The following is a 25,208-nucleotide window of genomic DNA, read 5'->3' on the forward strand; positions in this document are numbered from 1 at the left end:
AACTTTTATTAATTATAGTTGGCCACGCATAGCCAATTTCATTTCTTTAACAGCGCGTTCGAGTCCAACCACAACCGCACGACTAATAATCGTATGTCCAATATTAAGTTCTTCCATGCCCGATAAACAAGCCACTGGATAAACATTCCAATAGGTTAAGCCATGTCCTGCATTAACTCGTAAACCTGAAGCGATCGCAATCTCACAACCTTTTCTCAAGAATTCTAACTCATGAAAGCGGCCAGTTTCACTAATCGCTTCTGCATATTTACCTGTATGGAGTTCAATAAATTTAGCTTGAGTTTTGGCTGCGGCTTCTATTTGTGAAGGATCAGCATCAATAAACCAGCTTACAGGAATTCCAGCACTTTGTAACTGTTCGACCACTTCTGTAAAACGCTTTAAATTCCCGACAATATCGATACCACCTTCTGTTGTGACTTCTTCCCGTTTTTCGGGTACAAGTGTGACATAATCAGGTTTAATATCAAGTGCAATACCAACCATCTCTTCAGTCGGTGCCATCTCTAAGTTTAAATGGGTTCTGACGGTTTGACGTAATAGCCTAACATCCCTGTCTTGGATATGTCGGCGATCCTCTCTAAGATGCACTGTAATGCCATCTGCGCCCCCTAATTCCGCTAATACCGCCGCCGCAACAGGATCAGGTTCTACGGTTCTGCGGGCTTGTCGAACGGTCGCCACGTGGTCAATATTAACACCTAGTGTCAGCAAAACTAAATGTCTCCTATGAATGGAAATTAGTCTAGACTTTCATTTTAATACTTACCTCATCGTTTCCTCATCTAATCTTGATCGCATACGGTCGCTCTTTATGAGACAATCGGCTATCAACAAGAAAATTAGATAAGACAAATACTATATGTCAGAATCTACTATTGAATCCGTTTTACACGAAGAAAGAGTCTTTAACCCACCGTCGGAATTTTCTTCTTACGCACATATTAAAAGCCTAGATGAGTATGAACAACTTTACGAAAAAGCTAAAGCCGATCCTGTCGCTTTTTGGGCAGAACTCGCCGAACAAGAATTAGAATGGTTCCAAAAATGGGATACTGTTCTAGACTGGAATGATCCGCCCTTTGCTAAATGGTTTGTCGGTGGAAAAATTAATATTTGTTACAACTGTCTTGACAGACATCTCACCACTTGGAGACGAAATAAAGCAGCCTTGATCTGGGAAGGTGAACCAGGGGACACGCGAACCCTTACCTATGCCCAACTGCATCGGGAAGTATGTCAGTTTGCCAATGCGATGAAACAGCTAGGGGTGAAAAAAGGCGATCGCGTTGGGATCTATATGCCGATGATCCCAGAAGCGGCTATAGCTATGTTAGCTTGTGCTAGAATCGGTGCAGTTCATGGCGTGGTTTTTGGTGGGTTTAGTGCAGAAGCCCTAAAAGAACGTCTAGGAGATGCAGAAGCAACTCTAGTTATTACCGCAGATGGTGGCTTCCGTAAAGACAAAGTCGTCGCCCTCAAAGAACAAGTCGATCTGGCTTTAGCGAATAATGCTTGCCCAAGTGTCCAAAATGTGCTAGTCGTTCAGCGTACCAAAGAACCCGTCACAATGGTAGAAGGGCGTGATCATTGGTGGCATGATTTACAAAAGCAAGTGTCTGATGACTGTCCTGCTGAACCGATGGATAGTGAGGATATGTTATTTATTCTCTATACCAGTGGCTCAACGGGCAAACCAAAAGGCGTTGTTCACACGACGGCGGGTTATAATTTATACACCCACATGACGACGAAATGGATCTTCGATCTCAAAGATACTGATGTCTATTGGTGTACGGCTGATGTCGGTTGGATCACAGGACATAGTTATATTGTGTATGGTCCCTTATCCAATGGTGCGACAACTTTGATGTATGAAGGGGTGCCGCGTCCTTCTAACCCTGGTTGTTTCTGGGACATTATCGAAAAATATAAAGTTAATATTTTCTACACTGCACCAACGGCGATCCGTGCGTTTATTAAAATGGGAGAAGAATTACCGAATGCACGTAATTTATCTTCTTTGCGTTTATTAGGAACTGTTGGCGAACCGATTAACCCTGAAGCTTGGATCTGGTATCATCGTGTGATCGGGAATGAAAAATGTCCGATCGTTGATACTTGGTGGCAAACCGAAACTGGTGGTATCATGATTACGCCATTGCCCGGTGCAACACCGACTAAACCTGGTTCTGCAACACGTCCGTTTCCCGGTATTTTAGCCGAAGTCGTGGATCTTGATGGTACTCCAGTTCCAGCGAATGAAGGTGGATATTTAGTCATTAAACATCCTTGGCCGAGTATGATGCGAACAGTGTATAAAAACCCTGAACGCTTCCGTAATACTTATTGGGAACATATCGCCCCCAAAGATGGAGAATATATTTATTTTGCTGGTGATGGAAGTCGTCAAGATGAAGATGGTTACTTCTGGGTGATGGGTCGCGTTGATGATGTGATCAATGTTGCGGGTCATCGTTTGGGAACAATGGAAGTAGAATCAGCTTTAGTGTCCCATCCGTCGGTTGCTGAGGCAGCAGTCGTGGGTAAGCCCGATGACCTCAAAGGTGAGGAAATTTACGCTTTTGTGACTCTAGAAGGCGATTATGTGGCTTCTGACGCACTTTTGAAAGAACTACAAGCCCATGTGGTCAAGGAAATTGGAGCGATCGCACGTCCAGGGGAAATTCGTTTTACTGATGTTCTGCCAAAAACTCGTTCAGGTAAGATTATGCGGCGTTTGTTGCGTAGTTTAGCAGCAGGACAAGAAATCGTCGGTGATACTTCTACTTTAGAGGATCGATCGGTTTTAGATAAATTACGTTCTGGCTCTTAGAACACTTGTAGGGGTTTGGTCGCCAAACCCAATATTTAACACTCTTAAGTCATTCTCTTTTTTTTTGTAAGATAGACATACACCCTTTTATTCTCCTACCATCGTCCTTGAATGTTTAATTGGTTTCGTCGTCAGCATAGTTCCTCTAACCAACCCCAAGAACAGGAACAAGAACAACAGCCTACAGTCGAAGACTCCATCGTTGAGACTCAAACCGAAACCGTCGAGTCAGTCTCAGAAACAACCGAGACAAATACCCTCAACTGGGCGAAAACTGCTTTTAAAAATATTCAACAACGCAAATCACAAAACACAACAGAAGTCAACCCACCTGAAGAAGAAATTAAGGAAGCTGTAGAAGAAACAGTAACCGCATCGGGCCCCGCTTGGATGCAAAAATCGAAACGACTCGAAGAACTTAAAGAAACTGCAATTGTTTCACCCACAGACGAACCAGAAACGACGACCCAAACTGATGATACTCTTGATGAAGAATTTGTTTGGTCGGCCAACGTTTTAGCCAAACAAGGACGGAAAGCGGAAGATGTTTCAGAAGAAGAAATTAACTGGCTCAAACGACTTCGCCAAGGACTCGGTAAAACAAGACGAAGTTTAGTTAATCAGCTTAAATCCATTGTTGGACAAGGGCCACTCAATCAAGATGCGGTTTCTGATATAGAATCTATTTTACTGCAAGCGGATGTCGGAGTAGAGGCGACTGATCAGATTATAGACGCACTACAAACAAAACTACGTCAAGAAGCTTTACCCTCTAATCAAGCTTTAGAATACCTTAAAGAAATTGTACGAGAAATCCTCGATCGCCCTCTTAAAGATGTGGAAGATGTTAGCTTTGAACCCGAAAAAGGTAAGCTGAATATTTGGTTACTCACGGGCGTAAATGGTGTAGGTAAAACCACTACCATCGGGAAACTAGCTCATCTCGCCCAAAAATCGGGTTATAGTTGTGTAATTGCCGCAGCAGATACCTTTCGGGCAGCCGCAGTCGAACAAGTTAAAGTATGGGGCGATCGCAGTGGCACGGAAGTCATCGCCAACCCTGGTAAAAATACTGACCCCGCCGCCGTCGTCTTCGATGGAATTGCCGCAGCACAAGCGAGAAATATAGAATTATTATTAGTCGATACAGCAGGACGCTTACAAAACAAGAAAAATCTTATGGACGAATTGACCAAAATTCGTCGTATTGTCGATAAAAAAGCGAGTAATGCTCATGTCGAATCTTTATTAGTCTTAGATGCTACCTTGGGACAAAATGGCTTACGTCAAGCGCAAGTATTCGCCGAAGCTGCTCAACTCAGTGGTGTAGTTTTAACCAAGTTAGACGGAACCGCTAAAGGTGGCGTAGCTTTAGCCGTCGTACAAGAATTAAATCTACCCATTCGTTTTATCGGTGCAGGTGAAGGAATAGAAGATCTAAGACCATTTTCGAGTTATGAGTTTGTCGAGGCTCTTTTAAATGGGTAATCAAAATGGTTCGGGTATTATACATTAAATCTCTAAAATAATCAATTGTTTTTGCTGAAGCGATCGCACTACGTCTAAACTGATCTTCGTTTCCTGTATAATTTCCCCTACGGTTTGTCCCTGACAATGCTCCATAAATCTAAATTCATCATCAGATAAAGTAATCGGTTGATAATCTAAATTGAGCAGTGTAGAACTCGGCCAACCGTGCATACAGGGATGAATTTCAGGAACCGCAGCCCGTAATAATTGCTCATCTGACCAATCTGTTTTTACAATAGGAGGTTTACCCAAGAAAAACTCATAGTGAGTAATTTCAGGATCTAAAAGTTCAATCAAACGATATTTTTCTCTTTCGCTTAAAGATTGCGTTCTTTCAAGTAATTCGGGTGATTTCCCTAATAAACGATCTAATTGCCAGTATTGGGGATTAGAAAAACCAATAAACTCCAATCCTGAAGCGTCAATCAATTCAAATAAAGTATGGATATTGTAATCAACTTCTTGAGGATGAACATACATATCAGCAAAAGATTCATCTCGATGATTTTCTAATGACCATCGTTCTTTTTCCCTCTTGACAATTCGATTGTTTTCTGGTAAAGAATTAAAAATCTGACGACCGACAAAAACACCATCTTTGTAGTCGCCTTTTCGTTCACCTTGAAGAAGTGCGATCGCTTGTTGCATCAATTGAATTTCCCAACGTCCCAACTCAGCATAAACAAAGATATGAAACAACCCGCCTGGGGCTAATTTTTTTGCTAAAGCTTGAATACCTTTCACGGGATCGGGTAAATGATGTAATACGCCTACACAGTTGATTAAATCAAATTCACCAGGAATTTGATCAGCATTTTCAATATTGATATGATGAAATGAAACAGGAGCCTTGTGAGAAGCGATAACACCCGATCGTTGAGATCTTTCTTGAGCAATTTCTAAAGCTTTTTCGCTGAGATCCATCCCGACAATTTCCGCTTCAGGATTAAGAAAAATCAGATATTCTGTACCAACACCTGTACCACATCCTGCATCTAAAATACGGACATTGTGACGAGTGGGTTTATGTCCCGTACAGAAATTATAAGCCGCCGTCCAATTCCATCGCCAGTTATAGCCTGGTGGGGGTTCATCGAGTAAAGGTTCTGGCGGAAAAGGATAAGTATTATAAAGACGTTGTACCGCTTTTCTACGAGTTGTATCGTTGGACATGAGTTCAATCAATTTTTAGGCGCTTCTTTATTAGTATAGAACGAGCTAGAGACATTAAATATAAACGGCGTGATTTAACTGACTAAAATTTCCTCATTGATTTAATACCACTGACCTTAATACCCATATAAAATAAATAATGTCATGGTGTATTAATAGACGTGTTTCGTTTTCTTTATCTATAAATTCATTTTCACCTAGTAAGATTTTTATGATTGCTCTATCGAATAACATTCCTTTAACCGTCGAAGAATATCTTAAATTTGAAGAAGAAAGCCCGCTCAAGCACGAATATATAGACGGACAAGTTTACGCTATGTCAGGAACGACAGATACTCATAACACCATCACCTTAAATCTTGCTTTGTTGATTCGTAATCATCTGCGAGGAACAAACTGTCGAGTATATTTTGCTGATATTAAAGCTACAATCGAAAAAAGAAACCGTTTTTATTATCCAGATCTTTTAGTTACCTGTAACCCCCAAGATCGAGAAACTTCGACTTATAAACGTTTTCCTAAACTGATTGTAGAAGTTCTCTCTAATTCTACCGAAGCTTTTGATCGCGGCGATAAATTTAACGATTATCAAACATTGGATAGTCTAGAAGAATACGTTATTGTTAACACCAAACACCAAAGAGTTGAAATCTTTCGACGTAACGAGCAAAATTTATGGGTATTAGAAACATATACCCCAAAAGAACAAACTTTTACACTTCAAAGTATTAACCTAACAGCTTCTTTTCTCGAACTCTACGAAGATGCAGATTTAGAATTAATTTAATATTGCTTCATTAGTCATGCACACGCTGACCTGAAGCCACTCAACAAGCTAAATTCGTATGACATTTGCTGATTGATTAAAATAAGTTAATCAATTATTACGAATCTTATAGATTGTTTTAATTCGAGTTAAACGAGGTCAGAATCCTTGCCTGACTTGACCCAAACAACAATTATTAACTAAAATTGAAAGTAGTACAGATATTAAGATAATACAATGGCAGTTCAACGATGGACAGATGAAATGTTAGATGAGTTGGCTTTAAGTTTGGTTGAGCTTCGAGATAACATAGATGGACTAAGGATAACCGCACAAGCTTTGTTACAAGTAGCCGCACAACAACAGCGAGACACGGAGTTAGCTAAACAAGATATGGAGTTAGCTAAACAAGATATAGAGTTACATAGACAAGATATAGAGTTAGCTAAACAAGAGATGGAGCTATTTAAACAACGACAAGCAGAATCCGATCAAAGGTTTAATATTTTGCTTGAAGAAATACGATATTTGAGACGAGCTAGTCAGGGTGATGAGATAGACTCTTAATGTATATCTTTGTAAAGTTAATTTTTAAAACAGATCAACCGAAGTGGAGTTGACTACTGAGTTACATTAAGTTAAGCTTTGTTCTCCTGTTTATCCAAATTGAACCAATATTCTATATAATTCTTAACAAACGTCCTCAGAAAGCACGAAACAGTTTAATCTAGATGCTGACTGAAATTTTAAACATCTGGTTTTAAAACAAGATGTTGCGGATCTCATCACTCCGTCTGGAGTAGAAACGCAATCTTTGTCAATGGGAGATAATTAAAATCCAATGAGTGTTAAGGCAAGTGGTGGAAGCTCGTTAGCACGTCCCCAACTTTATCAAACAGTCCCTGTTTCAGCAATTATCCAAGCTGAACAGCAAGATCGTTATTTAGCGAAAGCCGAATTAAACGAATTAGTTGCTTACTATCGCTCTGGTGTTCAACGGCTGGCAATTGCCCAAACCCTAACCAGAAACTCTGATCTTATCGTGTCTCGCGCCGCAAATCGGATCTTTACGGGGGGTTCTCCTATGGCTTATTTAGAAAAGCCCCCCGTAGAACAAGTGATGGTAGGTGCAGGAGCAAAAAAAACACCAGATGTACGAGAAGGCATGAAACTCGGCACAGTAACCTACTCGGAAGGTAGTAGCGGTGGCGGCGGTGGCGGCGGCATTGTCGGCGGTTTCCGTTCCATTTTTAACTCATCTGGCCCAATTCCCCCGGGGTTCCGTCCGATCAATATAGCTCGTTATGGCCCAAGCAATATGCAAAAGTCTTTAAGAGACTTGTCTTGGTTCTTGCGCTATACGACTTATGCGATCGTTGCGGGTGATCCTAGTATTTTAGTCGTCAACACTCGTGGTTTACGGGAAGTCATCGAGAATGCTTGTTCAACCGATGCAACCCTCGTCGCCCTACAAGAAATGCGGGCTGCTTCTCTGGAATATTTCCAAAGAGATTTAGAAGGCGCACAAATCATCAGCGACTATTTTAATGTTCTGATTAGCGAATTCAAAGCCCCCACACCGTCGAATAAAGTTCGTCAGCGTCCGTCGTCTGATCAACAAGGTTTGACCCTACCTCAGAGTTATTTCAACGCTTCAGAAAAACGACAAAAATTTGTCATGAAGCCTGGTTTATCTGATTCTGAGAAAATCTCGGTCATTAAAGCAGCCTACCGTCAAATTTTTGAAAGAGATATTACTCGCGCTTACAGCCAGTCGATTTCCTATCTGGAATCTCAGGTTAAAAACGGTACTATTTCGATGAAAGAATTTGTACGCCGTTTAGGAAAATCGCCTCTGTATCGTAAACAGTTCTTTGAGCCGTTTATTAACAGCCGCGCTCTAGAATTAGCCTTCCGTCACTTCTTAGGTCGTGGGCCAAGCTCAAGAGAAGAAGTACAGAAATACTTCTCGATCGTTTCTGAAGGCGGTTTATCGGCTCTCATTGATGCGTTAGTCGATTCTCAAGAGTATTCGGATTACTTCGGCGAAGAAACCGTACCTTATCTTCGGGGTTTAGGAACAGAAGCGCAAGAGTGTCGCAACTGGGGAATGCAGCAAGATCTGTTTAACTACAGCGCACCTTTCCGCAAAGTACCGCAATTTGTCACGACTTTTGCGAAATACGATCGCCCTCTACCCGATCAACACGTTTACGGTGCTGGCAACGATCCCCTAGAAATCCAATTTGGAGCGATCTTCCCGAAAGAAACTCGCAATCCTAATACCAGCCCTGCACCCTTTAGCAAAGACACGAAACGAATTCTCATTCACCAAGGGCCAGCAATTAATAACCAAAATAGCAACCCCAGTGCAAGAGGAGAATTCCCAGGAACACTCGGACCGAAAGTCTTCCGACTCAATAACGAGTTACCCGGTAGCAGTAACGGTGTTAGCGTTAAATATGGCGAAAGCTCAACGCAAAAAATCCTTAACGCTGCTTACCGTCAAGTCTTTGGACGGATGCCCTACGAAGGACAACGCCTCAGTGTCGCAGAAATTAAACTCGAAAACGGCGATATTAGCTTACGCGAGTTTATCAAAACCTTGGCGAAGTCTGAAGCCTTCCGTAAAATTTATTGGACTCCACTTTATGTGGTTAAAGCGATCGAATACATTCACCGTCGTCTGTTAGGTCGTCCGACTTACGGTCGTCAGGAAATGAATAAGTACTTCGATATCTGCGCCAAACAAGGGTTCTATGCTCTGATTGACGCGATCGTTGATAGTCCAGAATATAACGAAGCCTTTGGAGAGGATACCGTTCCTTATGAGCGTTATTTAACTCCTAGCGGTTTACAACTACGCAATGCGCGAGTTGGTGCGATCAAAGAAGACATCGGACAACGAATTGATAAAGAAGAAACACCACGCTTTATCGAGTTAGGTCAAGTCACCGCAGTCCGAAGCGAACCCGAAATTAAATTCCGTGTTAATCAGGGTGTTAGCATTCAACGCGAACAAACGAAGAACTTTAAACTAACCTCTTTAGCTGATAAAGTAGGGGTAAAAACTGTCATTCGTGCGGCCTATCGTCAAATCTTTGAACGGGATCTCGAACCCTATGTCGTCCAAGCTGAATTTACTGCACTCGAAAGTAAGTTAAGCAACGGTCAGATTACTGTTAAAGAGTTTATCGAAGGACTCGGAAACTCTGATCTGTACATCAAAGAATTCTATACCCCTTATCCCAATACCAAAGTAATTGAGTTGGGTACGAAGCATTTCTTAGGACGTGCGCCACTCAATCAGAAAGAAATCCAGAAATATAACCAAATTCTGGCTACTCAAGGGATTCGTGGGTTTATTCGCTCGATGGTGAACAGTATGGAATATCTCCAACTCTTCAGCGAAGATACAGTACCCTATCGTCGTTTCCCCACCTTACCTGCTGCTAACTTCCCCAACACCGAGAAACTGTATAACAAACTCACTAAACAAGATAGTGAAGTCGTTGTCCCCAGTTTTAAACCTGTGGTGAAAGTCGGCGGTTAATCATTTCCAAGTCATAAATTGTAGTTAGTTAAAAGGGGCGTATATTCTGCGCCTCTATTTTTTTTAAGCGTCTTTATGAATAATTTCTAAGTTTGGCATTCCCCAACATTCATAGCCCATATCATAAGCCATCATCCCTAGTCCTTCGGTTTCGATCTCACCTTTATATTTTTTAGACAACAGCCATTCTATGCCTTTAGTTCCCGAAAAATAATTATCATGGCGTATTAACTTGCTTTGATTTCCATACAGAAAAGGCGGGAAAACTAATCCTTCTCGATGAATATCAGCTTTAATAAACAGCATTGTTCCACCAACACCATGAATTTTAACTAAATCTCCTTCTTTTCTTAAATCGTGCATATATCGTTTTCCTTTATCGCGCCAAGCATTAAGATCGAAACTGTTTCCACCATATTTTTTAACACAATGAGGATGTACGATCACTTTTCCCGTGTTTAAAAATCTTTCGATAATGTCGGGTGGATATTCGATTACATCAACATCTATCCAAAGTACCCAATCTTGCTCATTGAGGGCATGAAATAGAAGCTGATTTCTACTTTTAGCGAGGATTGTTCTACGTTGTACTTGAATTTTTAAAGCCCAGCGTGGCATTCCTTCGGGGATACGAAACCCATAATCTTTTTTCCAGAGATTAGCTGAATCAAATTTTTGGTTTAGCTGTGGTAGTCTTTTTTTGAGTTCCTTATAAGTTTGATCTATACTATCACTTTCTAAAAATGCTAGAGAAATTAAATGATGTGGATAGGTAAGTTGCTCTAGTAATTTAAAATATGTTTCTAAAGATAATTCAGCATCTTTGACTGGTGTTAAGATGAGGATCTTTTCCGTATTGTCCATCAGTTTTCTAAATTTTTGAGGTTAGTTTTATAGCTTTCATAGTGAGACAGAACTGTATCTGTTTTACCTTGCAAGATAACCCGTCCTTGATTTAATAGAATAGCGCGATCGCAAATCTTTGCAACTGCTTTCATATTATGGCTTACAAATAAGACCGTTCTGCCAGATTGAACAATTTCTTTAATTTTTAAAAAAGATTTTTCTTGAAAGGCTACATCTTCTACTGCTAGAACTTCATCAATGATCAAAATTTCGGGTTCTAAATGTGCCGTAATCGCAAAACCCAATCGCCCTTTCATACCACTAGAATAATGCTTGACAGGTGTATCTAAAAATGCCTCTATTTCTGCGAAAGAAACAATTTCATCGAATTTACCGTTAATTTCTCCCCGTTTCATTCCTAAAATGATGCCGTTTAAATAAATATTCTCGCGCCCAGTTAATTCAGGATGAAAGCTGGCACCCGCTTCGATCATTGAACCTACTCTACCATGTATTTCAACATAACCTTCAGTCGGCTTAGTAATGCGAGAAAGAATTTTCAGTAATACAGATTTACCAGCACCATTGTGACCCATAATTGCGACTACTTCGCCCTGATTTACTTCAAAAGAAACATCTTTTAAAGCCCAAATGTAATTATTTTGTGTTTTGACTTGTTTTTTAGGATTAAATTGACGCAAAGGTGAGCGTATAATGTCATCAATAAATTCATGGAGAGCGCTAGAGGGATTTCGTTGATCGAGACAATAACGCTTACTTAAATTTTCGAGTCTAATCGCTAAATTTGTCATCTTTCATACCACATCAGCAAAACTATCTTCTTTAAACCGAAAATAGTAAGTACCACTGACTACCAATAGTACCGCAACCAAAGCGGAAACCAGCAGTAAGATACCAGAAAATTCGGCTTTTCCTAACAGCGCCCATCGAAAACCTTCTACGACACCCGCCATTGGATTAATCCCATAAATCGCTTTCCATTGGGGAGGAATTAAGCTACTTGAATACGTCACAGGAGTAATAAAAAACCAGATTTGGGTAATGAAAGGTAGGATATAGCTGATATCTCGATATTCAACATTTAACGCGGCTAACCATAGCCCAATTCCAAAAGCTGTTGTAATCGTTAGTATAATAAAAAAAGGTAAAGTCCAAATTGCTACAGTCGGCACGATACCATAAAAAAGCATTATTCCGAGTAAAATAATTAAGGCGATCGCTAAATCGACTAAACCTGTTACAATAACTGCCATCGGAAGAAGCAAACGAGGAAAATACGCTTTAGTAATCACATCATAATTGTTCACAATACTATTGCTCGTTTGTACCAAGATATTGGTAAAATAAGTCCAAGGAACTAAAGCTGTAAAAACAAAGACTGGATAAGGAATGCCTTGTGAGGGAATATTAAGCAATTTTCCAAAAAAAAGACTTAAAACAACCATTGTCATGAAAGGTTGAAGAACAGCCCAACTCGCACCGACAATAGTTTGTTTGTAACGCACTTTAAGATCTTTCCAAACGAATAAATACAATAAATCTATGTATTCCCAGAGTTCCCAAAGATTAAGAAAAATTCGTTTTGTTGGTGGGCGAATTATCGTAATAGGTAGTGGAGTATGATAAATGGATTGTTTTTTCGTTGCCACAAGCAGACTCGCTAAAATAAAAAGTTGATCACATTGATTCTTTTTGCTATATTAGCAGCTAATTTTCTCAAGGTACAATTAATCTTTATGGAAATCTTAAATGAAGATTATGAGAGAAATAATACGGATTATTTTTAAAATAAAATTAAAACTATTACCTAACTATGACTTAAGTACAGTCCCAATCTTTGGCAAATTCGTTAGATGGTTATTATTTTATTTAAGATCGGGTTACATTAATGTTGGGGAACATAAAATGTACCAAGATCCAAATCAACCATTAGGTCCGATTAATTCTGATTTGATTATTAATGGTTTTTGGGAGCAAAGCGAAACAAATTACTTTATTAAATTTATTCAAGAAAATGATATTGTTTTAGATATTGGCGCTAATCTTGGATACTTTAGTTTATTATTTGCTAAACAAGTTGGAAACAAAGGAAAAGTTTATGCTTTTGAGCCAGAACCAAATCTATTTTTACTGCTCAAAAAAAATGTAGAAGTTAATCAATATCAAAATATTACGCTCATTAATAAAGCGGTTTCTCATCAAAATACCAGCCTAAAATTATACATATCTGAGGACAATATAGGAGATCATCGAATTTATGATGCTGAAGATGGTAGACAATATATTGAAATAGATTCTCTAAAACTAGATGATTATTTTGCTGATTTTGAGCCAGAAATTAGACTGATTAAAATGGATATACAGGGGGCTGAATATGAAGCATTACAAGGAATGATTAATCTAATTAATAAAAATAAAAAAGTAGAAATTGTTACAGAATTTTCACCGTATCATTTAAAATTTGCTGGTGTAGAGCCAATTATCTATCTTGAATTGATTGAGAAACTTGGTTTTACTATTTATATTTTGCAGGAAAACGGTATTGAAAAAGCAAATATTCAAAGTTTACTGCAAACTTATCCATCTGATATCGAAGTAGGAACTAATTTACTCTGTAGAAAAGAAGAGATTTAAGCCATCTTTGAACTTTAATTCTGTTAGCTAACTGTAATCCTAGTGTGTGTCGTAAAGGTTCAGTTCGATCTAGTAATTCCTGATAAAACCAAAAGCGTCTAGAATCATAATAATAAATAACTTGATCGATAAAATATTCAGTTTGTAATGCTTGATTTTGACAAATTCTCATAGCCCAATCAACATCTTCAGAATAGCTAATATCTTCAAATAAATATTGTCTAGCAATCTCGCGTTTAATCGGATTAAGATGATAAGGTGGTCTGTAATAAATACCATTTTGTGAAAAATATTTTTGATATTGTAGAGAATGAATAAAAACTTTAGGTTTTTTCCCAGCAAAAGTAATCAGTCCTTTGATTCCAATACAATCTATATTTGGGTTTTCTTTAAGAATACAACAAATTAGAGGAATATAATTATCACTAACATCATCGTCATCATCAACAAAAGCAATAAACTTACCTTTTGCTGATTGAATAAGTTTATTTCGTTTAAAACCAATAGAATTTTCTTGATTATCTAAAAACTGTAAAATTTCAACTTTATCAATTAAAGAATGAGCAGATATTTGCTGACTGAGCTTTTGATACAGACGCTCATATTGATTTTTACGACTTTCTAAAGTTGGAATCAGAATGCTCAATAAAATCATCTAGTTTAATCCTTAAAATTGTCTTACAATTATTTTAATATTTTCTTTAAATTGCTCAATTGAAAAGCATTGACTTCTATCCTGAAGGTATTGACAAAGATGCTTTTGTTCATCGGGATTGCTAATAACTGAGACAATTTTTTCGACAGCTTCTCCAACTGTTTGATAGAGTAAACGTTTTTCTTCACCGACAATTTCTACTTGTCCTCCATCCCCTGGAATAAAGGTAATACAGCCCCCTTTTATCATCTCAGCTACTGCTATTCCAAAATGTTCATCTAGCATCCCGTGAATGCCATAACGATGTTTAGAAACTAAGTTAATTAATTCTTTACGAGATAAATTCTCATGAAAAAATATCCAAGAATTATTGATTTGTATTAGTTGCTTTATTTCTAAATAATAATTATCTTTTATTAAATCATTGTTTGCTGTTCCAATAATGTGTAAATGTATATCATAACCTCTAGCTCTTACTTCAGTTAATATTTTAATCATTCTTTTAAATCTTTTGCATAAAATAATTCGACCAATACAGACAAAACCATTTTCTTTTTCTTCCCAAGGAATTTGAGGAAAAATACCATGTACTGGAGGGTAAACCGTTTTAGTTTCAATACCATAACACTTTTTTATTTTTTTTCCTATCCAGTTTGAATTGACTAATGTCAGATTTTGTTTCATTCGTTCAAATGAATAGCCTGAGATTAATTTCCAAGGTCGTAAATGAGTTTTAATTTTTTTTAAATAATCATAACTATATTGTCCAAAATCACCTTGTAATTGTTGATATAAGTGATATAAATAAGGGTAGTTTATATACTGAATTCCTCGAACTCCTAAATCAACTTCATTACAAGATATTGTCATCACAATATCGTAATTAACTTGAATAATTTTACTTAAGCGCATGAGTAGACATAACTTTTGAAAATCAGACTGATCAGGAATCAAATTAATTAAACTTTGCCAGACCCAAGGAACTGTATATAAATTAAAATCAGAGCTACTGAGGGATGTTCCATAAAAATTATTAATCGAGTCAAAATCAACAGCATTCCAAGTTAGTATAGTAATCTCGTATTCTTGTTTTAGTGCTTCGAGTATCCAAGCAGTAACAGCTTTTCCTCCTCCAGGAGGCTGTAAATTATGTTCAATCAATAAAATTTTTTTCATTTTAAGTCTTAGTTGTTTAGTTGATTAATTGACCTATGAAAATCCTCGAAAATTCTTGGTATTTCTTTTTTTTAAGTTTGCGAAATTATTTATATTTAATTTATACCGTATGTAAAGTATTTTATCTCCATAAAATTAGGGTGGCTTTCTCTTTCGTTAAACCGACTCCCGTTCTTCTTTATGGTTTAAACAAACCCAATACTACTGAAAAAATTATCATACTATTCTTTAACACCATGTGGGGTCAGCCTCTTTTTTCACCATCTCTCAAGCTACCTAATAACTTTGAAATTACAACCGATAAACAGCGAATTTCGGACGCATCGGTAGTTGTTTTTTATTTGCCGACTCTAGGTCTAATGAACAGGATTGCAAAGCTTCCAGGTCAAATATGGGTGAGTTGCACAATGGAAAGTGAGGGACTTTATCCTTATTTCCGAGATCCTAAGTTTATGAAACACTTTGATTTAATCATGGGTTATCGCACTGACTATGATGTATACACTTCATATCTTGACCCAGAGCATTATCAAGATTTTAAAGAATTACCTGAACTACAACCCAAAACGAATCTAGTTGCTTATTTTGCATCTAGTTACTATGAACTCAGCAAGAGAACCCAATATGTTACTCAATTAATGCAGTATATCGAAATTCATAGTTATGGCAAAGTGTTAAATAATAAAAAGTTACTTGTGGATAAAAGAAAAGAGACGAAAAACGAAATAATTACTCACTATAAATTTACGCTATCAATCGAAAATGCTCTCGTTAAAGATTATGTAACAGAAAAATTTTTTGCTCCTCTTTTCGTTGGCTCTGTTCCAATTTATCTAGGTGCGCCCAATATTGAAGATTTTGCGCCAGGAGAACATTGCTTTATCGATATTCGTGATTTTGATAGTCCTAAATCTTTGGCTAAATACCTACTGTATCTTGAGCAAAATGATACTGCATATGAAGAGTATTTTGATTGGAGAAATAAACCGAGACGAAAAAGTTTTTTAGATTTGGTTGAAAGTCAAAAAGTGAATCCAATAATTAGGCTTTGTGAGAAAATACAAGAAAAGTTATCTAATGTTTGAGTAAATTCTCGTCAACCGTCATTAATTTTTGACTAATTTTTGACCAATCATATTGCACTTCGACAAGCTGACGGGCATTCTTTGCTATTTTTTCTCTTAATTCTTTGTTAGTAAGAAGTTCTATAGTATGGCGTACAAACTCTAAAGGTGTATCAGCAATCATGATATGTTTTTTGTGTATAACTTGCAAACCTTCACAACCCAATGATGTCGAAACGACAGCCTTACCTAAAGCCATTGCTTCTAATATTTTGAGTCTTGTACCACCACCTGCCCTTAATGGAACAATACTAACTTGTGATTGTTGATAATAAGGAATAATATCAGGTACAGCACCGGTAACAATAATATTTTTTGATGATGCTAGTTGACAGATTTCAGGTTTAGGATGATTACCCACAATAAAAAGTTTTGTATTAGATAATTGTTGTTGAATATCAGGAAAAATCTGAGCACAAAAATAAAGTATAGCATCAACATTAGGAGCATAACCCATCGTTCCCACAAAAATCATAGTGTTATTATTAGCATCATCAAGAAACGGATAAGACTGAGTATCAATTCCATTTTCTATGACAGATATCGCTAGTTTTGAAGGAAGTAACTGTCTTTCAAGTGATGAAACAACGAGACAATGATCAAACTTCTGAGCATATTTAGCCTCCCAATTTAGCATTAGTAACCATTTAATTTGATAAAGTAACTTTTCTTTTAAGTTACTATTTAATTTAATCATTGTGCGATATTGTTGATATCCCACATTATGAAAAGAAAGAATTTTTCGTAAGGTATTTTTAGGGTAAATAACATCAATATAAGGTGCTAAAAAAGAATGCTCAATTTGTATAATATCAATGTGATGATTCCTCAAAACTTCATTAAGCTTACTAGCCATCTCATCATAATAAAAAGGATAGCTTGCTATTGGTCGCTTTGTTAAAATTGCTTTTAATGCTTCTCGAATAGTTTCCCTCAAAGAACGAGGTTTAGCAAAAACATAATCTATAGTGTGGCAATATTGTTTTAATTGTGATAAATATTGCACTTCTTCTTGAAATTCGAGTAAACTAAGTAAAAAAACATGATGATATTGTGAAATATTTTTAATAAGATTAAAATCATGAATTCTTACACCGCTATTAGGTGGATAGGGAAGCCCGTAGGTCACAAATAATATCTTCAAGTTTTAATTTCTTTGATTAGATGAAATGTTAAAATAAGTATTATATAAATATAACAGAATTCCTAAAACTAGACCAACACCGCTATAAATATAGTTAAACCAATTCATAACCATTGTTTTGAGTGTAAACATAAATCCTTTTTTTTGTAAAACAAAATAATAAAAATGATAATTCAAGGTTATTAATAATAATATTAATAAAATAAATATATAAAAAATGAATGAATAAAATAAAACAAAAGGTAATATAAATAAAATTAAAAAAGAGATAGGCACACTAAAAACATTATTAATTTTCGTATTCAAATCATTTTTAAATATTTGATTTTTTAACATTAATTGTGTCCACGGTATGGCTCTATTCAAGACATCTGATTTAATTAATCCAATAAAAGAATACTCTTTACAATGCGTTAATTGTATATTTTTATTCAAGTAAATTTTATGTCCTGCTTGATAAAGTCTATAGCCTAATTCTATATCCTCAAGGCATCTATAATTTTGATTAAACTGACCTATTTTAAAAAAAATATCTTTTTTAATTGCACCATATCCACCACAAAAAGTAGCTGCGTCTTCGCAAGCATATTGATGAGTATAATGATGAAGGACATTTTTATAAATCGAGTAAAAGTTAGAAGGAATTGTCTCAATTTGATAAGAGCAAAAAAGTCCGCTAATATCAGCTTTTCTGTGAAAAGTATCTGAAATTTGCTTTAATGTATCAGACTCAATAATAATATCCGAATCGAGAAAAAAAAGAAGCTCACCATGTGATTGTAATGCACCTATATTTCTAGCTACAGATTGTCCCACATTTTTTTCTAATTTAATAAATGAGTGTGGAACATTTTTCACGGTTTTTTCAATAATATTAGAAGAATTATCAGTTGAGCGATTGTCAATAACAATAATTTCAAAAAGCTGATAATCTGAATTAATCACAGATGTTAAGCATTTTTCTATTGATTTTTCACTATTATAAACAGGTATGATAACAGAAATGAAAAAATCGTTATTCACTAGAAATTACCTAGCCTATTGTCCAAGATTTAAGTGATCTCAGAATTTTTTAACTAAGAATAAATGCTTAATTTTTAAAAATTTTTCTGATTTGACGAAATTATATCAGGCAATTGCAAAAAGTAGCCAAAGCATCAACAAAACTTAAGATTTTTGTCCATAGTCGTAAATTTGATGAAAAAGTTAAATGGTGAAAGTTCAATGTTTAAAGCCTTACTGTTTTAAAAGGGTTTAGAGACCAAACCCCTACTTTTTCACAATAATGACATTATCACCAACAACTGGACTACGGGCGACAATTTCTTTTTCTGCGTCTTTAATTTCTATTTTCTTAAAGTCTAATTGTTGAGAACGTTTCCATACTGAATCGGCTAATTCTTCTTGTTTAGATTCACTTAATTGATACCAATCATCATTAACAAAAATAGTTAAAAGACTATCGACAAAATTAGCTTGCAAAGAAGATACTAAACCTTCGGGAAACTGTTTAGTTAAACTATCAATTTCTGCTTGAATAGAAGCGATTAAGTTTTGTTCTGGTGTTAATACTACTGGTGCTGGCGGCTCAATAATAATAGGTTTTGGTGGTTCAGGTGCAGTTATTTCAGATGGCGTAGCTATTATTTCAGGTTCTATTTTAGGTGTTTCTTCAATGGGTTCTAAAATAGGTTCTTCTGTAGTGACTTCCACTGGTGCTTCGACTGGTAAATCTTCAATAATAATTTTGGGAAGTTCACTAATTTCTTGTTTTGGAGAAGGATTGAGTAAAGAAACAGAAGTGAGTAAAATAATTACTAAACTTCCCGTGACAATTCCTGTTAATACCCAGTTCGATAATTTATTGCTAACCGATGTAGGTAAGAAAGCACGAATAGTATCTAAAACGCCATCCCACAAAGTTTGTGAACGATTAAATTCTTGGGGTTCTTTTTGAATGACTCGTTGCGGTGGTTTGGGTAAAGGTGGTTTTTTAGAAATCTCTCTTTGGGGGGTTTCGGGAGGAACAATAATAACAGGGGGTTCAGGTTCAGAAATAACAGTGACGGGTATTTCGGGTTCTGTGGGTTCGGAGGAAACTTCAGTAAAAGACGGTTCAATAATGATGGGTTCTTCGCTTATAACTGGAGTGGGTTCTAATGATTCTATTAATCTTTCTGTGATGACAACCCAGCTATCTACTGCTACTTTTGAGGGTAAAATTTCAACGGATTCTGTGTTAAGTTTAGAAACGAGGCTATTTAATTGAGTAATGGTCTTTTGCAGTTGCTCAATGATTTGTGATTGTGAAAGTCGTTCCTCTGAATCTTGATTTGAGAAGTTTGACGGCTCTTGCATTTTCTCCCCTCTAACACAATTAATTTTTTTAAGCGATTTGGGTTATTTTGGTTTCGCCATTATTTTGTCTGCTGGCTCATCTTGTCTTCTTAACACCAATCATTGTACGACAAATTGTCAACAACCCACCATTAACCTAAATACAGGTTCAGTTGGAGTCTCCAAGGAGAAAGAAAGATGAAAACTCATTGGTTAAAAATTTTTATTATTCCTCTGCTGATCTTGATGTTAAACGCTTGTAGCAGTTTGACTCCACCTATAGAATTAGCCCCCAATGGAGAAATTGTCAAAAAAGCGATCGCACTTCAGCTTAAACAAACAGAAACCGCTTTAAGTGAGTCTTTAATGGCTTCTAGTCCTCAGTTTGATCTTAACCAAATTAAGGTTAAAAATATCGACCCACTTTTTATAGCTCATTTAGCGACTTATCACCTCCAAGGAACCTATAACCTGAAACTTAAGCTACCTCGTCAAAAAGTGACGCAACAGAGTAACCCTTTTGATATTTATCTACAGCGTCAGGTAGAAGGTAAAACTTGGCGACTCTTAAGACGAGATTTACATGATGATGATGCACAACCCCAATGGACAAGTTATTTGATCGAACCGTAAAGGAATATTTTGTAATATGTTGTTAGATAGAGAATTATTAATCTCTAATTAACGTATCTTAAAAATTATGATATTCTGTTCAAATACTGGAAAGAAATATAAAAATTTTAGATTAATTTAATGTTTGTTTTATCTTTCTTGACTTTCCAGTATTTCGCTACAGCCTACCCCATTAAGTCAATCGACTATAAATTTACTATTGGGTACTTTTTATGACGTTTACTGCTCCAAATGCGAAACCTATTTCTATTCATGCTATTGAAAGTAATTTAGATCCCTTAAAAGTAGCCAATGGGGTCTATATTACAATTCACGGACATTATTACCAACCGCCCCGGGAAAATCCTTATTTAGATACCATTGAACGTCAGCCTAGCGCTTATCCATTTCATGACTGGAATGAACGCATTCACCATGAGTGTTACCGTCCAAATGCTTTTGCTCGAATTTTAAATGAGCGAGGCGAAGTCGTTGGAATTGTTAATAATTTCGAGTATCTTAGTTTTAATATTGGCCCAACACTAATGTCATGGTTGCAAATGTATGACATCGAAGTGTATCAAAGAATTATTGAAGCTGATCAAAAAAGTTGTCAAAGACTCAATGGTCATGGAAATGCGATCGCACAAGTCTACAATCATATTATCTTACCTCTCGCCAATCAACGCGACAAAACAACACAAATTCGCTGGGGAAAAGCCGACTTTAAAAAGCGTTTTGGTCGTGATCCCGAAGGAATGTGGTTAGCTGAAACCGCCGTAGATTATGCAACTATCGAAACATTAATTAATGAAGGAATTAAATTTACAATTCTTGCACCTTCTCAAGCACAACGGTGTCGTCCTTTTCCAACCGAACTTGATCCCGAACCCGAATGGTTAGCAGTCGGAGGCTCACAGATCGATCCCACCCGTCCTTATCGTTGTTTTATTAAAGATGGTCGTTATATTGATATATTCTTTTATGATGGGCCAATTTCCCGCGATATGGGATTTAATGATGTTCTAAGCCATTGCGATCATTTAGTCGGACGAGTTAGTCAAGCTATTAAAGGGGATCATCGTCCATCTCAGTTAATAAGTGCGGCAACGGATGGCGAAACTTTTGGTCATCACAAAGCAGGGACCGAAAAATGTTTAGCCTATGCTTTCACTCATGATTTTCCGCAACGAGGTTGGACAGTCACCAACTATGCTCATTATCTCAGTATTTGTCCGCCCACTTGGGAAGTAGAACTCAAACCCGTTACCGCGTGGAGTTGTTCACATGGTGTCGATCGCTGGCAAGATGACTGTGGTTGTGGTGGCGGTGGAACGTGGCATCAAAAATGGCGCAAACCCCTAAGAAATGCTTTAAATTGGTTACGGGATCAATTGAGCGAAGTAACCGAAGAATATGGAAAACAGTTATTTAAAGATCCTTGGTTAGCCAGAGATGAATATATAGAGGTCATTTTAGAACGATCTCCCCAAACGATCGCTCCCTTTCTTGATCGTCATCAAAATTATCCCCTAAGTGATGCGGAAAAAATCGACGCTTTGCGGTTATTAGAAATGCAGCGTCATACTTTATTGATGTATACGAGTTGTGGCTGGTTTTTCGATGAACTTTCTCGGCCCGAAGGAACTCAAATTCTACGATATGCGGCACGTGCTTTAGAATTAGCGGGAGATATTGCGGGTATCCATTTAGAGTCAGACTTTGTTCGTCATTTAAAACTTTCACTCAGTAATGTCGATATTTTTGGTCATGGTGCCGAAGTTTACAGACAGTTAGTAATAAGCGCACAAATTAGCTTTAAACAAGTCGCTGCTCACTATGCGATTAGTTCTGTATTCTCCACTCATCAGCCCCAACAACGGGTATATTGTTACAATGCTCAACAATTAGACTACCAAAAACAGCAAATTGGTTCATTAACTCTAGCGGTTGGACAAGTTTGCCTTACCTCAGAAATGACCTTGGAAAGTCATCATTATGTCTTTTCGGTGTTACATATGGGAGGATGGGACTTTCACTGTTGTATTCAACCTTTTAATGGCAGACGGGGTTACACTCAGATTAAAGAAAAATTGTTTGCTTCCCTCAAACAAGCTAGTGTAGCCAAAATGATTATAGAAATGAGTCAATTATTTGGCTATCAATCTTTTGACCTGCAACATCTGTTCGCAGAAGAACGTCATCGCATCATGCAGCAAGTGACTGATCATACTAAAAAACGGTTAGATCAGCTTTATACTCAGGTTTATCGAGATAATTACGGAATATTAGTCGCATTCTTTAGAGATGAATTACCCGTACCCCAAGAGTTACAAGTTGCTGCTGAAATTGCGATATCTTATCGGTGTTTAGAAACGATCGCAGCTTTAGAACAAGTAACAGATGATCCCCAGACAATGGTAACCCATTTAGTCGAATTATCAGCGATCGCCGCCGAAGCGAATCATTTACGGTGTAATCTGAGAATACCCGAAGCGAAGAAAACTCTAGAACGTCTTGTTTTACAATTACTCTGGAACGTTTTACACGATGAAGATCCCACTTATTTAGAAGTCAGAATTCAGTTAATTAGTCAGATGATAGCGGTGGGAAATGAGTTACATTTAGGAGCATCTTTAGCACAAGCACAAGAACTCTATTACAACCGTTTATTAGATGAAATCATTCCTTATTGTGTCGGCGAAAAAGCCACTCAAAATAACTATTCTTCCTGTCGTTGGACTCCCTCCCAAATGTTACCATTATTGGGTTTAGGACAAACGTTAGATATTGATGTGAGTTCTTGGTTGTAGACATTTAATAGAGACGCGCTTTTGAAGCGTCTTTACAAATTAATAAAAAATTGATGGACACAGTTGTAACACTGATGTCCTTTTTGCGTATTATACGAAATCCAATTTAATATGACTCTTTTAATCTTTCTACCCTATATTTCACTCTCTTTTGGAGTGCCATACCCTACATTATTTTAAAAGATTTCCCCATAACTGATTAATATAGATTGTTTATTTTGTCAAGTATCCGTAACAATCTTTCTTAGTGGGGATGTAAACATAACTTAATACATACCTTATGATGGAGGGCGAACAGTAAAGAATTTATACATTATTAAGTCAGTAAGTGACAAGTGTGATAAAGGCGGTTCTATAGTTTATGTTGAGCAGAGAGTATTTTTCGATAAACCAGTTTAAAAGTGGTATTTGGTGGGTAGGAGTTCCCTCCTGCTTATTTGGAACCGTTGAGAGAAGTGTCGCGTTATTTTCAGACAACTATATATCGGTGATCAACATCTTTCATTTTCTCTTCACCGCTTTTCTATTTACCTGTTGGATATATTTAAAACCTGAATTAAAGTTTGACTCAAACATTAAAGAATCGAATAGCATGGAAAAAGATGATGTACTTCCCTTGGGGGACATTCATTTACAGAAAGCTAAAACCAGAATGGCTGAACTCCAACAATATCATGTCATCAGACAACTCTATATCTTGCCATTTTCTTTCATTTGTCAGATCTATCATCTACTTAACTTAAAACATCTCGAAACTGTACACAGCTTGAGTCTTGGTAATCTAAAAGTAATCGATGTTAATGGTTGTTATTCTACATCCACAGGCGGTTCACTCACCTTCAATACTGCATTAAGTTCACCTCTTAGTATTTTGAAAATATGGAGACAACCGACAGTACAAGTTGAATTAACCCTTCACACACCCTACACAGTTGAGTTAAGTATTCCCGTCTATCAAGACAAGAAAATGATCGTGCTTTTTAATGCTTTTCCCTTAAATAGCAACAAACATATATTTCTGGTAAATATTTATAGTAACTTGCAATGGCCGAAGTTTTTGTTATCGAGTCTACTGCATATTGCATCTTTTCTCACTGTTTATGAGGATCTGCCCTATTTAAAAAAATTATCCCAAAGAAATCTATTGAAATCAAATCAAACACCGAGTCATCAAACCATGTGGTTATATAAACGGTTTGTTGAGTTATACGCGTCAAAGCTTGAAAGTAAAGAGGAAATATAATGTATAAAGATAAATTATTGAATTTTGGTGGTTTTTCGTTTAGTTTCAAAGGTGGACTCTGGTTACTCGGTGCCTTAGCTTGGTCAGTGGGTCTTGTCGATCGAATTATTTCTATACTCTTAGATGGACATATTGTATCCCAAGAAATTTTACAGTTAATCATCATTACTGCTGTTCTTGTCAGTTGGTTTTACTTAAAACCATCTTCACGCCTGAGCGGTGACTTTTCTACGGGAATTGATGAGATTATTAACTTAGAATCGAGAAATAATCTAGAGCCATCACTTGTTACCATTAAACATGACGATCGTCCCTCAATCAACCCCCACTAATTTTAACCTTATACCCCAACTCACTGAGAACTTGTACAACCTTCTGACGATGATCCCCTTGTATTTCCAACGTATCATCTTTGAGTGTCCCCCCACTACCACATTGACTTTTAAGCTGTTTCAACAACTGCGCTAGGGTTTCGGGTTTGGTCTGAAAACCTGTAATGACTGTTACTGTTTTCCCCTTGCGTCCCGATCGAGAAGCCTGTACTCTAATATTTTGTTGTTGTGGGGGGAGTTCTGGGGTAGCCCGCTCAAAGGCTTCGCTAGAACTAGCATTGCCAAATTCTTGATATGAAATCTTATTTTTTTGAGATGACTTTTGTTTAGAATCCATATTAAAGTTGAAGAAGAGGCGTAGTCTTATAAAAAAATGTCGCGCCTAAAGAATT

Annotated in this window: 22 protein-coding genes; 11 read left to right on the plus strand and 11 right to left on the minus strand. The window is 36.9% G+C overall.

Annotation, left to right across the window (positions count from 1 at the left end):
- Nucleotides 1-12: 12 nt before the first annotated feature.
- Nucleotides 13-735, minus strand: coding sequence for a pyridoxine 5'-phosphate synthase (locus C7H19_RS13545; RefSeq protein WP_106457414.1), 723 nt, complete (start codon nt 733-735; stop codon nt 13-15).
- A gap of 148 nt (nt 736-883) precedes the next feature.
- Here C7H19_RS13545 and acs point away from each other — a divergent pair, with 148 nt between their 5' ends.
- Both acs and ftsY read left to right on the plus strand, forming a co-directional pair.
- Nucleotides 884-2,857: an acetate--CoA ligase gene (gene acs, locus C7H19_RS13550; RefSeq protein WP_106457415.1), complete on the plus strand. Its 1,974-nt coding sequence runs from the start codon at nt 884-886 to the stop codon at nt 2,855-2,857.
- A 111-nt stretch (nt 2,858-2,968) separates the two neighbouring features.
- The gene (gene ftsY / locus C7H19_RS13555; RefSeq protein ID WP_106457416.1) at nt 2,969-4,345 is read left to right on the plus strand and encodes a signal recognition particle-docking protein FtsY; all 1,377 of its coding nucleotides are present in this window, start codon (nt 2,969-2,971) and stop codon (nt 4,343-4,345) included.
- Nucleotides 4,346-4,369: 24 nt separating this feature from the next.
- Here the strand turns inward: ftsY and C7H19_RS13560 are convergent, their stop codons facing one another.
- The gene (locus C7H19_RS13560) at nt 4,370-5,560 is read right to left on the minus strand and encodes a class I SAM-dependent methyltransferase (protein WP_106457417.1); all 1,191 of its coding nucleotides are present in this window, start codon (nt 5,558-5,560) and stop codon (nt 4,370-4,372) included.
- A gap of 211 nt (nt 5,561-5,771) precedes the next feature.
- On the opposite strand from C7H19_RS13560, the gene C7H19_RS13565 reads away from it, so the two are divergent.
- The 3 genes from C7H19_RS13565 (at nt 5,772) to C7H19_RS13575 (ending at nt 9,879) form a co-directional block, all read left to right on the plus strand.
- Nucleotides 5,772-6,347, plus strand: a complete 576-nt coding sequence (locus C7H19_RS13565) for a Uma2 family endonuclease (protein ID WP_106457418.1) — start codon at nt 5,772-5,774, stop codon at nt 6,345-6,347.
- Between the two features lie 216 nt (nt 6,348-6,563).
- On the plus strand, nt 6,564-6,893 hold the full coding sequence (locus tag C7H19_RS13570) for a hypothetical protein (protein ID WP_106457419.1): 330 nt from the start codon (nt 6,564-6,566) through the stop codon (nt 6,891-6,893).
- A gap of 274 nt (nt 6,894-7,167) precedes the next feature.
- Complete coding sequence (locus C7H19_RS13575; RefSeq protein WP_106457420.1) at nt 7,168-9,879, plus strand: phycobilisome rod-core linker polypeptide; 2,712 nt, start codon at nt 7,168-7,170, stop codon at nt 9,877-9,879.
- A gap of 63 nt (nt 9,880-9,942) precedes the next feature.
- On the opposite strand, the gene C7H19_RS13580 is transcribed toward C7H19_RS13575, so the two are convergent.
- The 3 genes from C7H19_RS13580 to C7H19_RS13590 are packed head-to-tail and all read right to left on the minus strand — an operon-like array spanning nt 9,943 to nt 12,395.
- On the minus strand, nt 9,943-10,743 hold the full coding sequence (locus C7H19_RS13580) for a glycosyltransferase family protein (protein WP_106457421.1): 801 nt from the start codon (nt 10,741-10,743) through the stop codon (nt 9,943-9,945).
- Entirely contained in the window at nt 10,743-11,537 is a 795-nt protein-coding gene (locus C7H19_RS13585; protein ID WP_106457422.1) for an ABC transporter ATP-binding protein, read from the minus strand. Before C7H19_RS13585 ends, C7H19_RS13580 begins: the two co-directional genes overlap by 1 nt.
- Before the next feature lie 3 nt (nt 11,538-11,540).
- Nucleotides 11,541-12,395, minus strand: a complete 855-nt coding sequence (locus C7H19_RS13590; protein WP_245927516.1) for an ABC transporter permease — start codon at nt 12,393-12,395, stop codon at nt 11,541-11,543.
- Between the two features lie 100 nt (nt 12,396-12,495).
- On the opposite strand from C7H19_RS13590, the gene C7H19_RS13595 reads away from it, so the two are divergent.
- The gene (locus C7H19_RS13595) at nt 12,496-13,380 is read left to right on the plus strand and encodes an FkbM family methyltransferase (protein ID WP_106457423.1); all 885 of its coding nucleotides are present in this window, start codon (nt 12,496-12,498) and stop codon (nt 13,378-13,380) included.
- On the opposite strand, the gene C7H19_RS13600 is transcribed toward C7H19_RS13595, so the two are convergent.
- Nucleotides 13,349-14,035, minus strand: coding sequence for a hypothetical protein (locus tag C7H19_RS13600; RefSeq protein WP_106457424.1), 687 nt, complete (start codon nt 14,033-14,035; stop codon nt 13,349-13,351). The two genes, C7H19_RS13595 and C7H19_RS13600, sit on opposite strands and share 32 nt — an antisense overlap.
- Before the next feature lie 12 nt (nt 14,036-14,047).
- Nucleotides 14,048-15,211, minus strand: coding sequence for a glycosyltransferase (locus tag C7H19_RS13605; protein ID WP_106457425.1), 1,164 nt, complete (start codon nt 15,209-15,211; stop codon nt 14,048-14,050).
- Between the two features lie 35 nt (nt 15,212-15,246).
- Here C7H19_RS13605 and C7H19_RS13610 point away from each other — a divergent pair, with 35 nt between their 5' ends.
- On the plus strand, nt 15,247-16,296 hold the full coding sequence (locus C7H19_RS13610) for a glycosyltransferase family 10 domain-containing protein (protein WP_106457426.1): 1,050 nt from the start codon (nt 15,247-15,249) through the stop codon (nt 16,294-16,296).
- On the opposite strand, the gene C7H19_RS13615 is transcribed toward C7H19_RS13610, so the two are convergent.
- From C7H19_RS13615 to C7H19_RS13625, 3 genes are all read right to left on the minus strand, one after another.
- The gene (locus C7H19_RS13615) at nt 16,286-17,464 is read right to left on the minus strand and encodes a glycosyltransferase family 4 protein (protein WP_106457427.1); all 1,179 of its coding nucleotides are present in this window, start codon (nt 17,462-17,464) and stop codon (nt 16,286-16,288) included. The genes C7H19_RS13610 and C7H19_RS13615 overlap by 11 nt on opposite strands.
- Before the next feature lie 18 nt (nt 17,465-17,482).
- The gene (locus tag C7H19_RS13620) at nt 17,483-18,502 is read right to left on the minus strand and encodes a glycosyltransferase family 2 protein (RefSeq protein ID WP_106457428.1); all 1,020 of its coding nucleotides are present in this window, start codon (nt 18,500-18,502) and stop codon (nt 17,483-17,485) included.
- A 246-nt stretch (nt 18,503-18,748) separates the two neighbouring features.
- A complete protein-coding gene (locus C7H19_RS13625) occupies nt 18,749-19,837 on the minus strand; it encodes a hypothetical protein (protein ID WP_106457429.1) in 1,089 nt (362 codons plus the stop codon).
- Nucleotides 19,838-20,014: 177 nt separating this feature from the next.
- Between C7H19_RS13625 and C7H19_RS13630 the strand changes: the two genes are divergently transcribed.
- The 4 genes from C7H19_RS13630 to C7H19_RS13645 all read left to right on the plus strand — a co-directional run bounded on the left by C7H19_RS13630 (nt 20,015) and on the right by C7H19_RS13645 (nt 24,816).
- Nucleotides 20,015-20,449, plus strand: a complete 435-nt coding sequence (locus C7H19_RS13630) for a hypothetical protein (protein ID WP_106457430.1) — start codon at nt 20,015-20,017, stop codon at nt 20,447-20,449.
- Between the two features lie 212 nt (nt 20,450-20,661).
- Nucleotides 20,662-23,241, plus strand: coding sequence for a DUF3536 domain-containing protein (locus tag C7H19_RS13635; RefSeq protein ID WP_106457431.1), 2,580 nt, complete (start codon nt 20,662-20,664; stop codon nt 23,239-23,241).
- Nucleotides 23,242-23,833: 592 nt separating this feature from the next.
- The gene (locus C7H19_RS13640) at nt 23,834-24,484 is read left to right on the plus strand and encodes a hypothetical protein (protein ID WP_146136517.1); all 651 of its coding nucleotides are present in this window, start codon (nt 23,834-23,836) and stop codon (nt 24,482-24,484) included.
- Nucleotides 24,484-24,816 (plus strand): hypothetical protein, encoded by a 333-nt coding sequence (locus C7H19_RS13645; protein WP_106457433.1) that lies wholly within the window; start codon nt 24,484-24,486, stop codon nt 24,814-24,816. The genes C7H19_RS13640 and C7H19_RS13645 overlap by 1 nt, the downstream gene beginning before the upstream one ends.
- Here C7H19_RS13645 and C7H19_RS13650 read toward each other — a convergent pair.
- Complete coding sequence (locus C7H19_RS13650; protein ID WP_106457434.1) at nt 24,803-25,153, minus strand: translation initiation factor; 351 nt, start codon at nt 25,151-25,153, stop codon at nt 24,803-24,805. The two genes, C7H19_RS13645 and C7H19_RS13650, sit on opposite strands and share 14 nt — an antisense overlap.
- Nucleotides 25,154-25,208: the final 55 nt, after the last annotated feature.

Source organism: Aphanothece hegewaldii CCALA 016, assembly GCF_003007785.1.
Lineage (GTDB): Bacteria > Cyanobacteriota > Cyanobacteriia > Cyanobacteriales > Microcystaceae > Chroococcus > Chroococcus hegewaldii.

Bases quoted from the DNA above. Each gene is read 5' to 3' on its own strand.
- C7H19_RS13650 (WP_106457434.1), bottom strand. From the start codon at position 25,153: ATGGATTCTAAACAAAAGTCATCTCAAAAAAATAAGATTTCATATCAA.
- C7H19_RS13570 (WP_106457419.1), top strand. From the start codon at position 6,564: ATGGCAGTTCAACGATGGACAGATGAAATGTTAGATGAGTTGGCTTTA.
- C7H19_RS13600 (WP_106457424.1), bottom strand. From the start codon at position 14,035: ATGATTTTATTGAGCATTCTGATTCCAACTTTAGAAAGTCGTAAAAAT.
- C7H19_RS13575 (WP_106457420.1), top strand. From the start codon at position 7,168: ATGAGTGTTAAGGCAAGTGGTGGAAGCTCGTTAGCACGTCCCCAACTT.
- ftsY (WP_106457416.1), top strand. From the start codon at position 2,969: ATGTTTAATTGGTTTCGTCGTCAGCATAGTTCCTCTAACCAACCCCAA.
- C7H19_RS13625 (WP_106457429.1), bottom strand. From the start codon at position 19,837: ATGCAAGAGCCGTCAAACTTCTCAAATCAAGATTCAGAGGAACGACTT.
- C7H19_RS13585 (WP_106457422.1), bottom strand. From the start codon at position 11,537: ATGACAAATTTAGCGATTAGACTCGAAAATTTAAGTAAGCGTTATTGT.
- C7H19_RS13640 (WP_146136517.1), top strand. From the start codon at position 23,834: ATGGAAAAAGATGATGTACTTCCCTTGGGGGACATTCATTTACAGAAA.
- C7H19_RS13605 (WP_106457425.1), bottom strand. From the start codon at position 15,211: ATGAAAAAAATTTTATTGATTGAACATAATTTACAGCCTCCTGGAGGA.
- C7H19_RS13560 (WP_106457417.1), bottom strand. From the start codon at position 5,560: ATGTCCAACGATACAACTCGTAGAAAAGCGGTACAACGTCTTTATAAT.
- C7H19_RS13645 (WP_106457433.1), top strand. From the start codon at position 24,484: ATGTATAAAGATAAATTATTGAATTTTGGTGGTTTTTCGTTTAGTTTC.
- acs (WP_106457415.1), top strand. From the start codon at position 884: ATGTCAGAATCTACTATTGAATCCGTTTTACACGAAGAAAGAGTCTTT.
- C7H19_RS13565 (WP_106457418.1), top strand. From the start codon at position 5,772: ATGATTGCTCTATCGAATAACATTCCTTTAACCGTCGAAGAATATCTT.
- C7H19_RS13635 (WP_106457431.1), top strand. From the start codon at position 20,662: ATGACGTTTACTGCTCCAAATGCGAAACCTATTTCTATTCATGCTATT.
- C7H19_RS13630 (WP_106457430.1), top strand. From the start codon at position 20,015: ATGAAAACTCATTGGTTAAAAATTTTTATTATTCCTCTGCTGATCTTG.
- C7H19_RS13580 (WP_106457421.1), bottom strand. From the start codon at position 10,743: ATGGACAATACGGAAAAGATCCTCATCTTAACACCAGTCAAAGATGCT.
- C7H19_RS13595 (WP_106457423.1), top strand. From the start codon at position 12,496: ATGAAGATTATGAGAGAAATAATACGGATTATTTTTAAAATAAAATTA.
- C7H19_RS13610 (WP_106457426.1), top strand. From the start codon at position 15,247: ATGAAAATCCTCGAAAATTCTTGGTATTTCTTTTTTTTAAGTTTGCGA.